Origin of the sequence: Nostoc sp. DedQUE08 (assembly GCF_034530895.1) — a bacterium.
Lineage (GTDB): Bacteria > Cyanobacteriota > Cyanobacteriia > Cyanobacteriales > Nostocaceae > Nostoc.
Genome location: NZ_JAVRCD010000009.1, coordinates 95,837 through 110,343, shown reverse-complemented (window position 1 = coordinate 110,343; position 14,507 = coordinate 95,837). Strand labels below are relative to the sequence as shown.

General features: G+C 40.7%; 9 protein-coding genes. 4 read left to right on the top strand and 5 right to left on the bottom strand.

Annotated features, from left to right (window positions below):
- Positions 1 to 73 precede the first annotated feature (73 nt).
- Entirely contained in the window at positions 74 to 5,752 is a 5,679-nt protein-coding gene (locus RMY64_RS08650; protein ID WP_322672004.1) for an AAA family ATPase, read from the bottom strand.
- Between the two features lie 386 nt (positions 5,753 to 6,138).
- Complete coding sequence (locus RMY64_RS08645; protein WP_322672005.1) at positions 6,139 to 6,786, bottom strand: response regulator; 648 nt, start codon at positions 6,784 to 6,786, stop codon at positions 6,139 to 6,141.
- A gap of 234 nt (positions 6,787 to 7,020) precedes the next feature.
- Between RMY64_RS08645 and lipA the strand changes: the two genes are divergently transcribed.
- Together lipA and RMY64_RS08635 are read left to right on the top strand one after the other, a co-directional pair.
- A complete protein-coding gene (gene lipA, locus RMY64_RS08640) occupies positions 7,021 to 7,941 on the top strand; it encodes a lipoyl synthase (protein WP_322672006.1) in 921 nt (306 codons plus the stop codon).
- A 225-nt stretch (positions 7,942 to 8,166) separates the two neighbouring features.
- Positions 8,167 to 8,316 (top strand): photosystem I protein PsaX, encoded by a 150-nt coding sequence (locus RMY64_RS08635; protein WP_322669294.1) that lies wholly within the window; start codon positions 8,167 to 8,169, stop codon positions 8,314 to 8,316.
- Between the two features lie 21 nt (positions 8,317 to 8,337).
- On the opposite strand, the gene RMY64_RS08630 is transcribed toward RMY64_RS08635, so the two are convergent.
- Positions 8,338 to 9,204 (bottom strand): branched-chain amino acid ABC transporter permease, encoded by an 867-nt coding sequence (locus tag RMY64_RS08630; protein ID WP_322672007.1) that lies wholly within the window; start codon positions 9,202 to 9,204, stop codon positions 8,338 to 8,340.
- Positions 9,205 to 9,410: 206 nt separating this feature from the next.
- Between RMY64_RS08630 and hrmK the strand changes: the two genes are divergently transcribed.
- Together hrmK and larE are read left to right on the top strand one after the other, a co-directional pair.
- Positions 9,411 to 11,237 (top strand): hybrid histidine kinase/response regulator HrmK, encoded by a 1,827-nt coding sequence (gene hrmK, locus RMY64_RS08625; RefSeq protein WP_322672008.1) that lies wholly within the window; start codon positions 9,411 to 9,413, stop codon positions 11,235 to 11,237.
- A 240-nt stretch (positions 11,238 to 11,477) separates the two neighbouring features.
- Positions 11,478 to 12,308, top strand: a complete 831-nt coding sequence (larE, locus tag RMY64_RS08620; protein WP_322699820.1) for an ATP-dependent sacrificial sulfur transferase LarE — start codon at positions 11,478 to 11,480, stop codon at positions 12,306 to 12,308.
- A gap of 25 nt (positions 12,309 to 12,333) precedes the next feature.
- On the opposite strand, the gene RMY64_RS08615 is transcribed toward larE, so the two are convergent.
- Together RMY64_RS08615 and RMY64_RS08610 are read right to left on the bottom strand one after the other, a co-directional pair.
- Entirely contained in the window at positions 12,334 to 12,690 is a 357-nt protein-coding gene (locus RMY64_RS08615) for a DUF4864 domain-containing protein (RefSeq protein WP_322699819.1), read from the bottom strand.
- Positions 12,691 to 12,756: 66 nt separating this feature from the next.
- Entirely contained in the window at positions 12,757 to 13,812 is a 1,056-nt protein-coding gene (locus tag RMY64_RS08610) for an SGNH/GDSL hydrolase family protein (RefSeq protein WP_322699818.1), read from the bottom strand.
- Positions 13,813 to 14,507 lie beyond the last annotated feature (695 nt).

Here is a 14,507-nt window from a genome sequence, read left to right as displayed (position 1 = left end):
AAATTATAAACGCAGCTTTTCACAAAAACTGCGTTTTTAGTACTCTTAGATTTGGACTCGATCAATTACTCATCTAACCCTCTAACTGTTGCATTGGTATCTCAATAGTAAACTCAGTCCCTTTTCCCGGTGTAGAATTACAGGTTAAACTACCTTTGTGTTTGTCCACGACAATCTGGTAGCTAATTGACAACCCTAAACCCGTACCACTTCCTACTGACTTGGTGGTAAAAAATGGGTCAAATATTTTCTGCTGCACGGCTTTTGTCATGCCAGAACCGTTATCAGTAATCCGAATTATTGCCGTATTAGAATTTGTTAGTTCAGTAAAAATGTGAATTTGTCGTACACGATGAGAAGTCGGTGACGTATCTATATCATTTGTTAATTCTTCTCGCTCGTTTATTAATGATGGATGAGCTATGATAAATAACTCTTCTAAAGCATCAATTGCATTACTCAGAATATTCATAAATACCTGATTTAGTTGGCCAGGGTAACAAATAACTTCCGGTAATTGTCCATATTTTTTGATGACTTCAATTTCTAGTAAATTGCTATTTGGTTTCAGTCGGTGCTGCAAAATCATTAAGGTGTTGTCTATTCCCTCATGAACATCTACAGGTTTCATTTCAGCTTCATCTAAGCGAGAAAAGTTACGTAAGCCCAAAACAATATTTCGGATACGCGAACTCCCTACTTTCATGGAATCTAGAATCTTGAGAAGGTCTTCTGATAAAAAATCTATGTCAATCTCCTCAGATTTCTCTTCAATTAAAGGGGATGGATGGGGATATTCTTGCTGATAAATAACTATCAAATCCAGCAACTCTTGGACATACTCGCTAGCATGATTGATATTGCCATGAATAAAGTTAATCGGGTTATTTATTTCATGAGCAATTCCCGCCACCATTTGTCCCAAAGAAGACATTTTTTCACTTTGAATTAATTGGATTTGGGTACTTTGCAATTCTTGTAAAGTTTGTTGTAAACATTGATTTTTGTCATTGAGTTCTTGGGTTCTTTCCTGAACCTTTCCCTCTAGGGTATGGTTGTATTCCTCCAAGCTTTCTTTAGCTTGTGCCAAGTTTTTATAAAGAATAGCATTCTCTAGGGATATTGCTGCTTGAGTGGTGAGAAGTTTGAGAACTTCTATGCGATCGCGTGTAAATGCTCCTGTTGTCAGACGATTTTCTAGGTAAAGAATCCCAATTAATTTACCTTGATTTAGAAGAGGTATAGACAATAAGCTCTTAGGTTCTTCACTAGTGATATAACTATCACTTGCTAGAAAAGAAACAGCTATTGGATCATCAATAACCAAGATTTCTCTAGAGCGTTTAACATAGTTAATCAAAGTAATGGGAACATCGTAGCTTGATTCAAGGCAAGTTGATGGAAACTCAGTATAGGTATGCTCAAAATTTGAACTTGAACAAACTGCTGTGACAGTTAATGCTAAGTTATCACCTTCACTCAAAATTAAAGCGCATTTAGAAGCTCCTGCATTCTCCATAACAACTTCCATTAAAGTAGAAAGTAGTCGCTCAAGCTCGATTTCTCCAGAGAGTGCGTGAGATGCTTTAATGAATGCGGCTAAATCCAGAGAATCAGAAATACTTGTCTTCGAGCCAATAACAGTTTGTTGATTACTTAGAGTAGATAAAGATGATATAGATATGCTATTGAAAGAAGCGCTTTCCTCGCTAGCAGGGATACTCAGTTTTTGTTGCTGGGATATAGGAGTGAGTAATTGGGGATAGCGTTTTACTAAATCGTCAACTTTGGCTTTTGCTCCCCAATTAACGTATCCATAATAGGCATCAATTAAGTAGGTTTGGGCAATTTTCTGCTTGCCCCATTTTAGATAAAATTTAGCTGCAAGTTCCTGAGCTAAAGCTACTTCATTCTTGTAGTCATGCTCTTCAGCTAGGGAGATAGCACGGTCGTATTCTTCCATTGCTTCAAAATATTTCCCTTCAACTCGATACCTTTCTGCTTCTACCAAATAAAATTTATGGCAATTATTCATTGGGGCATGATATGCCCAATATTGCATCTTTTCCTGATTAGCTTGCACCCGATCGAGAATACGCTTTTGCTCTGAATCAGGTGCATCGGCGTACACCGCCAGTTTGGCCAGAGAATCGTAAAAATAGAAAACAGGAACAACTAGTTGTCCTGTACCACTATCTAAGTACTTTTCAGCTAGGGTGGCATTTTCAGCTGCTTGAGGGAACTGCTGAAACAAGTAGCATAAATGTAGTTTATGGAAATATAGATATAAAAGTCCGATTCCATCCTTGGCTTCCAAATGCAGTGGCAGCATTTTCTCCTCATCATAGGCTGCACCAATTAAACGACAAGGATTTTCTACAAACCCCAGTAAATTTAAGACACTTTGTTGATAGATACAATTCCAGTTAAACGCTCTTTCTTGCTTGATTTGCTTCAAAGCATTGCTGTAGTTTGCTATCTCGCGTTCCAGCCCTGTAAGTTCTCTACCAATAGAATAACAACAGAAGCAATAAAACTGAAGAAATAAAGCTGCAAATTCTAAATCTCCTGTTTCTATCGCTAGAGAGTAAGCTTCTAGTACAGTATTTAATGTTTCCTTAGGATGCTCCTTCCAATGACGGATACCTGCATGAAATACCTCCATAACTTTTGCTTCAACTTCTTTAGCATTGTACTTAGCCACCAAACTTAAAGCCAGTTTGCCAAAATCATAGCCAGACTGAATATCTCCCTTTTCACTACAGAGGATCGTTCCGTAAAGAACGTATGCAAAGGCAGACAAGGGGGCATTGCCATATTTGAGCGATAAGTTGATTTGTTTAAGAACAATCAGGAAAAAAAGTTCAGGAGTAACTGCATAGGCAAAAAAAAGCGCATTCGATAGAATCCGCATAACTACCAATGTTTGTTCTGCCGTCATTTCTGGCAGATCAATTAAATCCTCAATCCGCTTTTCATTTAAATTTAATGTTAGTTCAGCGATCGCTAGCTGAATATCTGACTGACTAGGATTTTCAGGCAACTCAACTTCCAACAATTTTAGAACACTTAGTGCAGTCCTGACAGATTCTAGTGCTTGGTTTTGCGCTCCATAAGCTTTAATTTTGACTTCATAAACTTTTACTTTTTCTAGCAGTGTTTTTGCTCGTGCCAACACTACTTCTACTAATTGCTCCATTTGCCTAAAGTCGCCAGCTAGATACGCAGCCTCTGCTCCTGTCTCATACAAAGCTAGGATTAGTTGATATTTAGTCTCCCAACTATCACTTGCGAGCAATTGGATGCCGATAGTTAAATACTTAACAGCGGCGGGATAAGCTGTTGATGCTAAAGCCTTACGTCCAGCAATTAGATTCATCTGGGCCAGTTCATCTCGTTTAGCTTGAGGGGAGATGAATTCTACTGCGATATTAAACTGATTGACAAGCTCAAAAATCTTTTCTTCCTGTTTTGCAACAGGAATATTGTTCAATAACAGTAGCCCAATTTTTAAGTGAATTGGCTTTTTTTGTTCTTCAGGAATTAAAGAATAAGCGGCTTGCTGCACTCTATCATGGACAAATTTATACTTGGGTAGCTGTAAATTAGAATTTGAACATTGTGTAGATTCTATTCCATGAACAATGAATTCTTGATTAGTATTATCTTTTGAAAAAATGCTGTAATTTTCAGATTGTGGTAAAATTAGCCCATCAAGTAACGCTTGCCACAAGTCTGATGCTGTATCTACTACAGATTTTTCATTAACGATCGCCAGAGTTTTTAAGTCAAATTGATTTCCAATACAGGCAGCTAGTTTCAAAACTTTTTGGGTATATATTGGCAATTTTTCTATTTGCAGGGCGATAAATTCTACTACATCATCTGTAAGAGCTAAATCTTTGATTTTTGAAATATCATACTGCCAATGACCAGCATCAAAATTTAATACAATTAGCCCATCATCATGTAAAGTTTTGAGAAATTGAACAGAAAAGAAGGGGTTGCCTTTAGTTTTAGCAAACACCATCTGGGTGAGAGGAACAGCAACCAATTCTGGACAATGAAGTGTCTCAGCAATTAGATGATTTAAATCGCCTTGATTTAAAGGTGCTAAAGTAATTGTATTAATGATTACTCCTGCTTTTTGAATCTCCTGTAATGTCAAAGAAAGCGGATGTGCCTTGGAAATTTCATTATCTCGATAGGAACCAACTAATAAGAAACCCCCTTTTGTTTCACGCATCTGTTCTGTCTCTTCTGAAATAGAAGACAACATACTTTCACACATTAATAACTGAATTAATTTCAAAGAAGCTGTATCTGCCCATTGCAAGTCATCGAGAAAGATAACTAGGGGATGTTCTTTAGTTGTAAAGATTTGGATGAATTTTTGAAACAATAAATTGAAACGATTTTTGGCAGCGCTGCCAGAGAGTTCTGTAACCTGAGGTTGTTTACCAATAATCTGTTCGAGTTCAGGAATGACATCAATAATCACCTGTGTTTGTGTACCTAATTCCCGCAGAATTTTGGATTTCCATTGTTGAATTTGAGCATCAGTTTCTGAGAGCAGTTGCCCAATTAAGTCCCGAAAGGCTTGCACTAATCCTGACAAAGGAATGTCACGTTGAAACTGGTCAAATTTTCCTTTGATGAAGTAACTACGCTGCCGCACAATAGGTTTGTGGACTTCATTAACCACGGCAGTTTTGCCAATGCCAGAGAAACCTGCGACTAATATCATTTCTGTTGCCCCGTCTGTCACACGCTTAAAAGCAGCAAGTAGAGTTTCAACTTCACTTTGGCGACCATAGAGTTTTTCAGGGATTACAAAACGGTCAGAGATGTCTCTCACGCCGAGTTTAAAGGGTGCAATATTTCCTGTTTCTTGCCACTGGCTTTGGCACACCTCCAAGTCATGCTTTAACCCCAAAGCACTCTGATAGCGGTCTTCGGCATTTTTTGCCATCAGCTTGCTGATGATGTCAGACAAAATTAGCGGAATATCGGAGTTAATCCGACTGGCTCTTGGCGGTTGTTTGGCAATGTGAGAGTAAACTAACTCCGTCGGATCTTTGCTGGTGAAAGGTAACTGTCCGGTGAGGAGCTGAAAGAAGGTGACACCGAGGGAATAAAAATCAGTGCGGTAGTCAATACCTCGGTTCATCCTTCCAGTTTGTTCTGGGGAAATGTAAGCCAGGGTACCTTCTAAGATGTTGGGATTCGTGAGAAATTGAATTTCTCTTGGCAAAAGGGTGGCAATACTAAAGTCGATGAGTTTGATTTCATTTGTGCTAGGGTTGATGAGGATGTTGGCAGGCTTGATATCTTTGTGAATGATGCGATCGCGATGCAGTCTTTCCAGGGTAGAAGCAATTTTAATCGCAATGTGGAAAAACTCGTTCAGGGAAAGCCAGTTTTCCTTTTTTACTTTGTCATCTATTTGCCAGTTTTGGAGGGAAATGCCACCAAAGTCTTCCATCACTAAAACATAGCTGTTACGGTAATTTTCTAAGCTATAGGTTTTGACTATGCCAGGAAAATCGAGGTTTTTGGTGATGATATATTGATTTCGGAACTGAGCTATTTCTGCAAAGGTAGGATATTCATTCCGCATCAATTTGAGAACGACTGATTTTTGGTCTTCTTCTCTAATACCTCGATAAACTAGAGTTTTACTGCCTGAGTAGATTTGTTCAGTAATGCGATAACCAGGAAACGAATATAATGTATCTAATACTACTAACATTGCGGACTATGCTCATAATTATTGTTTCTATGGCTTATTATTCCCGCGCAAAGACTATCCTCATCATGAAAGAGGATTTTTTTGTTTAATTTGTATTAGAAAATGTGACTTGTAATATATTTTTATTACTAAATATCTGAATCTTAAACTGTATGTTTTCTCATCAAGTGAAGTACATATCGAAATCTCAACACAACCCTTCTTTGAACTTACTAAGAGGGAAGATAAAGTACAGCTTTACCGAGCTTAGGTCAAGCTGTACCTCACTAAATAATGATGATTTATCAACATAAGTGTTTTTGAACTAACTATTTTTATCCGCTTTTAATCGGACACCAGTATAGATGGTGTATTTTTGGCTGCGATAATAATAACGAGCACAAATACTACTTGATTTTTTGTTTAATAAAAGTCACAACCTGAGTAAGCTGTTTCTTCAAACCATCAATTTCTGCTTGCATTTTGACAATTTTCTCATTCAATGCATTAATTTCTGCCTCGGAGACTCCTCCAGTACTGGGGGTTGTGATGCTGGGGGCTGTGACGCTATTTGCAACGCTAGGAGCTACTACCGTACCATTGGCGACACCAGAGGTTGCTACTGTGCCATTTTTGACAGCAACCGCTGCTCCTACTGCCACTAGTTCTGGGCGTGGCTGTTTTGCCTTGGCCATAGCTAGCTTAATTGCACCAATTAGTTGTTTCTGATCGAAAGGTTTGCCCAGAAATTCAAAATATTCAAATGGTTCTGTGATTTTCTCAGTCACCTCTTCTTTGCGACCAGACATGATCACTAAAGGAATTTTCCTTAACTCTGGATCGGCTTGAACTTTCTGGAAAACTTCCCAGCCACTCATTTTAGGTAACAGAAAATCCAGCATAATCAGGCTGAGTTTTTCCTGAAGGATGAAATTTAGTCCTTCCACACCGTCTTTTGCTTCTAGTACCTCAAAATTGCCCGGAGGCAACATTTCTCGTACTTTTACCCTGACAACTGTAGTGTCATCGATAACTAAAATCTTGTTGCTTGCCACGACTGTTTGCTCTAACAGAAACTATAAGTGTAAATAGCGGCTTTGCCGATTGTCCTTGAGAATCCTCCCACTATATACATAATTTCTAGCAATTGGGGGATAGTATATTTCGGTATAAATGACATTGTTAGAGGTGTTTTGCAAAACTTTTGCTCGTGCTCTTTTAAATTTGTGTCATTGTGATATTTAATCAACCGACCACTACATCTATATCCGCATCTTGCTTGGATGTTTATGATTTCGTCACAACAAGCCGAACTAAAGTCTGAAATTAAGGCAATGCCTAGCTGGTTACGTCGCCCGATTGGTAAAGCCAGTGAAATCTCTACCGTACAACGCATTATTAAGCAGCGCCAAATTCACACGATTTGTGAAGAAGGACGCTGCCCTAACCGAGGGGAGTGCTATGCCCAAAAAACTGCAACTTTTTTGCTAATGGGGCCTACATGCACACGCTCTTGTGCTTTCTGTCAAGTAGATAAAGGTCATGCACCAATGCCTCTTGATTTAGAGGAACCTGAAAAGGTTGCCCAGGCGGTGCAGCTTTTGGGATTGCGTTATGTGGTGCTGACTTCTGTAGCCCGTGATGACTTGCCCGATCGGGGCGCAGGGCACTTTGTAAAGACGATCGCGACTATTCGCCAATTGAATCCAGAGACTCAAATAGAAGTGCTGACCCCAGATTTTTGGGGTGGTGCTGGTGTTGGAGAAGAAGGTCAACGCCAGCGGATAGCGATGATTGTCAAAGCCAAACCAGCTTGTTTCAATCACAATATTGAGACAGTGCGGCGGTTAACTGGGCCAGTGCGCCGGGGAGCCAAGTACGATCGCTCGCTCTTGGTGCTGGCTATGGTTAAAGAAATCGATTCGACAATTCCCACCAAATCAGGTTTGATGCTGGGACACGGAGAAACAGTTGATGAAGTTATCGAAGCAATGGCTGATTTAAGGGCTGTGGGATGCGATCGCTTGACTATCGGGCAGTATATGCGTCCTTCTTTAGAACATTTGCCAGTCCAAAAATATTGGACTCCAGAGGAATTCGATCGGCTTGGCAGATTAGCATGGGAAATGGGATTCAACCATGTTCGTTCTGGGCCTCTGGTTCGCAGTTCTTACCATGCTGGAGAGGAGGGAGTAGGGATTGGGGAGTAGGGAGTGGGGGGAGCAGGGGGGCAGAGGGGCAGGGGGACAAGTTTCTCCTTTGTCTCCCCCCTCTTCCTTGTCTCTTCTCCATGCCCAATGCCCAATGCCCAATGCCCAATTCCCAATTCCCAATGCCCAATTCCCAACTTCACACAAATATTCTTAAAGAATTTGAGTATTTGGTACACCAGTTTGGTATTTCTTTAAAAGTCATGACATTAGGAGAATCGGATTATGACCTCTAAAACAACGAAGAATCCTACAGATTTACCAGTTGCCGACAGTGGAGCTAAACCTCCCTACGCCTATCGCACAGGCTGGGCAATATTCTTGTTAGCTATCAATTTCCTGGTAGCAGCCTGGTATTTCCACATTATTGAATAATTAGAAGTGGAGTGGTGCTGCTCAAATCGTTCCTTTGAATAAACCTTTGGGGCGAATGAGCAGCACCAAAATCATGATTAACAGTGCTACACCTTGTTTGTATTGTGAACCCAGCCAAGGAGTGCTGATTTCCTGGACGATGCCAATGATAAAAGCTGCTGCGATCGCACCGTAGGGATTGCCAATTCCACCAAGTATTACTGAGGCAAATAATGGTAATATTAAGAACCAACCCATGTTCGGACGCACAGCTGTAATTAACCCATACATACTGCCGCCCAATGACGTAATCGTGCCAGCAATTACCCAAGTCCAAAAAATAACTCGGTCAACATTGATACCTGAAACTCTAGCTAAGTCCAGATCGTCGGCAACTGCTCGCATCGCCTTACCAATTTTGGTATTTTGCAGCAGATAATGCAGCGCCAAAATTGCTAGCACCGCCAACCCTAATACCAATAATTGATTTTGCGGTATCTTTAAACCCAAAATATCTAAAGCCGGAGTAACAGGTAAATTATAATTTTGGTTCCTGCCACCCCAGATAAAAATAATCCCATTGCGAATGAATAAGGCAAGTCCGATAGAAATAATAATCAGCGTAGTAGAAGTAGCACGGATAGAGCGCATCTTTGACCACAGTAACTTTTCCGATAACAGCATTGCTGCTACCGTTCCCGCCGCCGCTAGGATCATCGACAGCCAAATATTGACTCCAATGGTGTTTATCAGCCAAGTTAGATAGGCTCCTAAAGTGAGAAAGTCACCATGAGCAAAGTTTGATAGCCGTAAAATTCCATAAGTAAGAGTCAGTCCGACTGCGGCTAGAGCAATAATGCTCCCCACCGCAATCCCATTCACGATTAGTTGGGCGAATTGTGCATCCATAAGTTTTCAGTTGCGTTGAAAAAATTTTAGGTTAGGTTCATACAATAATTTTTTTTTGGACTAGCTGCTAAACTCGACATCATAAGTTATGGTTTATAACAACATAAGTTATCGTTTATAAATAAAAAAGAATTGTCCGTTAATATACATAAAATCCTGTTGGGATTTTTATGCGTAGCTAAACTTGTTCAGCGGTCTAGTTGACCATGCAGCAGTATTCAAGCTTACCAGACCAGAAATCACTGATAGATGCAACGCCAAAACTTAAACTTTTGACAACAATTGAGCAACTTCGCGCGCAGCTGTGGCTGGAGAGCAGCTTAAACCAGTTGCAAAGTCGCCTTAATGATTGCTTGCTTTCTGCTTGTAACACTGTCCCACAGCCAGAAGCAGCACAAGCGGAAATTTTCCAAACCGTGGTTAACGAGATTAACAGTGCTATTCACAGCAGTAATCTGGCACTTACAGAATGTGCCGTAGGCATCGCTATGTGTCAACCACAAGAAACTGTTGCCACAGTTTGCTATGTTTCTGGTTCTCCATCCCCAAATTCACCACCTTTATTTCTAGAAGTGCTGACAGCAGAAAAAAAGCTGCTGTTGAGATTGCAAGAAGTCATAAAAATTGAAGATTTACAACAGCTTGAGAATCAGCAACTACCGAGTGTTTGGCGGTTGGCGGATGATTCTGGCAGCGTTATCGGCTGGCTAATTCTTGCCACAGCGCCCCTAAGTTCTCATCATGAGTCGTTCATAGAATCGCAAGCTCAACTCAGATCGCAATTGATAACAAGGTCTGCCAAATGCTGTACTACAGCCTTGGTACAACTTAGACACATCCTGTCTTGGCCGCAACGGTGTCAACAGTTAAGTAATTCTAATCAAGAATTGGAGCGCACCAATCAACTGAAAAATCAGTTTCTGGCAAACACCAGCCACGAAATTCGTACACCGCTTAGTTCCATTATTGGGTTTACCCATCTGCTTTTAGCTCCAGGGTACGAACCAACTAAAGAACGGCAGCAAGAGTATTTAAATATCATTCAGTCTAGCGGTAAACACTTACTAGCTCTGATTAACGATATTTTGGATCTCTCTAAAATTGAAGCAAATCAGCTAGAAGTACAGTGGGAAACAGTAGATGTCCCACTGTTGTGTAACAATGTTCTGGCATTGGTGAAAGAGAAAGCTGCTAATAAAAGTTTGAAACTGTGCCTAGAACTTGAACCCGATATTAAAACCTTAGTAGCTGACCCCTTACGACTCAAGCAAATGTTGTTGAATTTACTCTTCAACGCCCTAAAGTTTACAAGTATTGGAAGTGTTGGCTTACAGATTGCTTCCAAAGGTGTATTTGTGCATTTTACAGTTTGGGATACTGGCACTGGCATTTCCCAGGAAGACCAAGTTCAACTGTTTCAGCCATATTTCCAAATTGCCAAGGCCGTAGCAGATGGTATTGAAGGTACTGGTTTGGGTTTAGCAGTGACTCAGAAACTCGCCCAAATTCACGGTGGTTGGGTGAAAGTTGAATCTGAAATAGATCGTGGCTCCCGTTTTACTCTTGTACTTCCTCTTAAGCAAGAGATGGCAGTGAGGGTAGATGAGGAAGCAGGAGAAACAAATTTTCCCTCATTTCCTCTGCCTTTGACACCTAGTTCCTCTGTAGAAATTTTGCTGGTAGAAAATGATTTACCCAATGCTGATTTGATGCAAATTTATCTACAAAAATTGGGATATCAAGTAACTTGGGTTAAGAATGCTGACGAGATGTGGGAAGCCCTAACACAGTTAGATCCAGCGGTAATTTTAATGGATGTTTGTTTGGCAGATGGAAATGGTCTTAACTTGGTACAACAACTGCGAGAACATCAGCAATATCGGACGATTCCGGTAATTGTTCAAACAGCAATGGCGATGAAAGGCGATCGCGAAACCTGTCTAGCTGCTGGAGTAAATGACTATATTTCTAAACCAATTGATTTACCACTTTTAGCCAGTCTGGTGGCTAAGTACAGCAAACCGCCAATATAGAGAGGCAGGGGGAGACGAGAAAGCAGGGGAGCAGGGAGATGAGGAGATGAGGGGACAAGGGGACAAGGGGACAAGGAGATAAACAAAACTCTTAACTCTTAACTCTTAACTCCTAACTCAGCACGGGCTAAACGCCCCGCTGACGCTAACAGCACTCCTAACGCCCAATGCCCAATGCTCCATAACTAATGACTACAATATAAATGATTGGGTGCTGTAAGGTTTTGGCAGGATTGGGAAATGATGCTGACAGAAAAATTTGAGCAATTAAGAGCCTTATTTACAGAAATGGAGCAGGCGTTGATTGCCTACTCTGGGGGCGTTGATAGCACTTTGGTTGCCAAAATTGCTTATGATGTGTTGGGCGATCGCGCTTTGGCTGTCACGGCTGTTTCTCCTTCACTGTTACCAGAAGAATTGGAAGACGCCAAAATTCAAGCTGCAACAATTGGGATTTCTCATAAAATCGTCCAGACTGACGAGATGGAAAATCCCAATTACACTTCTAACCCGGTTAACCGCTGTTATTTTTGCAAAAGTGAGTTGCACGACACTCTCAAACCTTTAGCTTTAGAGTTGGGTTATCCTTACGTGGTGGATGGGGTGAATGCTGATGATTTGCATGATTATCGCCCAGGAATTCAGGCGGCTAAAGAAAGAGGGGCGCGATCGCCTTTAGCAGAAGTGGGTGTCACCAAAGTTGAAGTTCGCCAACTTTCGCAACAACTCGGTTTACCTTGGTGGGATAAACCTGCTCAACCTTGCCTCAGTTCCCGGTTTCCTTACGGTGAAGAAATTACTGTCGCTAAGTTGCAACGAGTTGGTAGAGGAGAAATTTATCTGCGAAAGCTAGGCTGGCAGAATTTGCGCGTGCGATCCCAAGGGGATACAGCACGTATTGAATTACCACCAGAACAAATCAAAGAGTTTGTATTAACTAACGATTTACAAACACTAGTTTCGGCATTTCAAGATTTTGGATTTATCTACGTAACCTTAGATTTAGAAGGTTATCGTAGCGGTAAGTTAAATCAGGTTTTAAATAGGGAAGCCTTGGGCGTTAAAGTATAGGATTTTAGTTCTATAAATATAGAGTTTATTTACCTTTTAGAGAAACTAGAAAGCAACCGTTAATTCTCCAGATATTATTAGGCTGTTTTTCCATAAAATATAAAGCCCTCAAGGGGACTCCATCAGGAGCAAGTAGCAGCACTGGTTGAGTTATGTTTCCCTGGATGGTTGTTATGTTCTCAAAAAATACAGAACGAGGACGGTATACTGCTGGATAGCTTGTCTTTACCATCTGCATAAAATTTTCTGGTGTTCCGAATTGCGCCTGAATCGCCGGACTAGCAAAGGCAAAAGCGCCTTGGGCATCATCTTTTTTAAAGGCTGCTAATTGGTATTCAATTACAGAACGTATGTTGATGGCATCAGTATCGCTAACTTCCATAAATTTAAAAATTGCGTAGGCGCAGCCCATCGTAGACATCGCTTTAAGTGTCAGCAAAGCGATCGCTCAATTCTCACGCTGAGTGAGTGTGTATTCTATCTGCTGTAGTGCCGTTCGCCACACATCATATCCCTCTTGAGACAGGTGCAAGCCATCTGTGGTCAACTCTGGGCGCAAATTGCCTTCCATATCCGTAAACCAGCTATAAATATTGAGATAATTAGCACCTTCTTGTTTAGCGATCGCGGTTAGTTGGATGTTGAGGTGACGAATACGGCTATTGGAAATTTTTGGTAGACGAGTAGGCAAAATTGATTGGACAATGATTTGAGCTTTGGGGTGAGTCTGGCGTAAACGCCGGACAATCCGGCGATAATTATGCAAAATTGTTTCATCACTAGCGCCTTTTCGTAGGTCGTTAATCCCAGCCATAATGTAAATAACATCTGGTCGTGTTGCTGAAAATGCCCCTAATCTTTTTAAAACGCCACTAGAAGTATCTCCAGATATGCCTTGATTGAGCCACAATTTACCAGCAGGCAGTTTTTCTCTGGGAAACCACATGCTCAAAGAATCACCAACTAAAATACTTAGATGATTGGCACCTTGACCTTGAGCGATCGCTCTAGCTTCTAAAGCTAATAAACTTTTCCAGTCGTCATAAGTTAGTTGACGTTTCTTGATCGACTCCCACAATGATTGCAAATTATCACTATCTACGCGTGTATAAATCTGACCTGTTTTCAGAGCTGCCAATCTTTGGTAGTAAAGTTGATTTCCAGATGTCAATAAGAGGCTAGTTGCTTGGGTGCTGGGGTTAAGTGATGACTCTGTTGATACTGGTAATCCCTGAGTGCTGAATTCTTGTACGCTAGGGACGTTTTTTTCACTTACTATTGGCTGCGAACTTTTTAGGGGTTGGAACGCTTGAGAGCTGAGTTCGGGTAAGGAAAGGTCGACGCTCTTGATAATTTTTGTACTGACTATTGTCTGCGAACCTTGTTTTAAATCCCACAGGAATCTAGAACTTTGTGGCAGGACAATCGACAGATGTGGAAGAGCCGATGCTGGTATTGCTAATCCTGTTAACAAGCCTGCTGCCAACAGATAAGGGTCCCTCATCGCTTTCTCTCTCCTCTACTCACTGCTTTTCCTTATGACGGCATTAATTGGCTGTATTCAGGAAAATTTTACTTCGGTTAAGTTATTATTCTTATTTACGCTGTATAGTTCTGTAAAGCGTGTTCATGAGATTATATTTGACAATTTACGATCTCTTTAAAGTAGGGTTTTCCCGGTGGTATACAAGTCTTATTTGTGCGAATACTTCTACTTAAAGCACTGTTTTCATCAGCCACTCGCTTTTTCTAACTCAGTTATCACAAATATAACTAGGTTTGCAAACTGGCGATTAGTGAGTTATTTTAGAGGATCTAAGAACAGAGGTTTTTGCTTTTGATGTTGCTAATATGTGAAATAAACAGCAGATTTTAGGTTTCTAGATTTCAGCTAATTGTCGCGATCGCGTGAGAGTTGGCTAGACCGAGAAAGCTACGGTAATACGTATACATTTTCGTTTTGTCAAGCACAAGTGAAAGTGTGGTCACTAAAAGAAGCTTCTGACCATTGTGGGGTAATTTGCAGCAGAGTTACAAGCTATGCGCGTCGTCAGAAAACGACAACAGTTGACTTTCCTGCTATATCTAAATTAGCTCGTATCTTTAATCTGACGATTGAGAACTTAGTAGAAATTTTGGAAAAAATAGCCAAAATTTTAACTTTTGAGAATATTGATATCATACGATAACGTGTCCTCA

Excerpts from the sequence above, each read along its gene's own strand:
- larE (WP_322699820.1), top strand. The coding sequence starts at position 11,478 with ATGATGCTGACAGAAAAATTTGAGCAATTAAGAGCCTTATTTACAGAA.
- lipA (WP_322672006.1), top strand. The coding sequence starts at position 7,021 with ATGATTTCGTCACAACAAGCCGAACTAAAGTCTGAAATTAAGGCAATG.
- RMY64_RS08630 (WP_322672007.1), bottom strand. The coding sequence starts at position 9,204 with ATGGATGCACAATTCGCCCAACTAATCGTGAATGGGATTGCGGTGGGG.
- RMY64_RS08635 (WP_322669294.1), top strand. The coding sequence starts at position 8,167 with ATGACCTCTAAAACAACGAAGAATCCTACAGATTTACCAGTTGCCGAC.
- RMY64_RS08610 (WP_322699818.1), bottom strand. The coding sequence starts at position 13,812 with ATGAGGGACCCTTATCTGTTGGCAGCAGGCTTGTTAACAGGATTAGCA.
- RMY64_RS08650 (WP_322672004.1), bottom strand. The coding sequence starts at position 5,752 with ATGTTAGTAGTATTAGATACATTATATTCGTTTCCTGGTTATCGCATT.
- hrmK (WP_322672008.1), top strand. The coding sequence starts at position 9,411 with ATGCAGCAGTATTCAAGCTTACCAGACCAGAAATCACTGATAGATGCA.
- RMY64_RS08615 (WP_322699819.1), bottom strand. The coding sequence starts at position 12,690 with ATGGAAGTTAGCGATACTGATGCCATCAACATACGTTCTGTAATTGAA.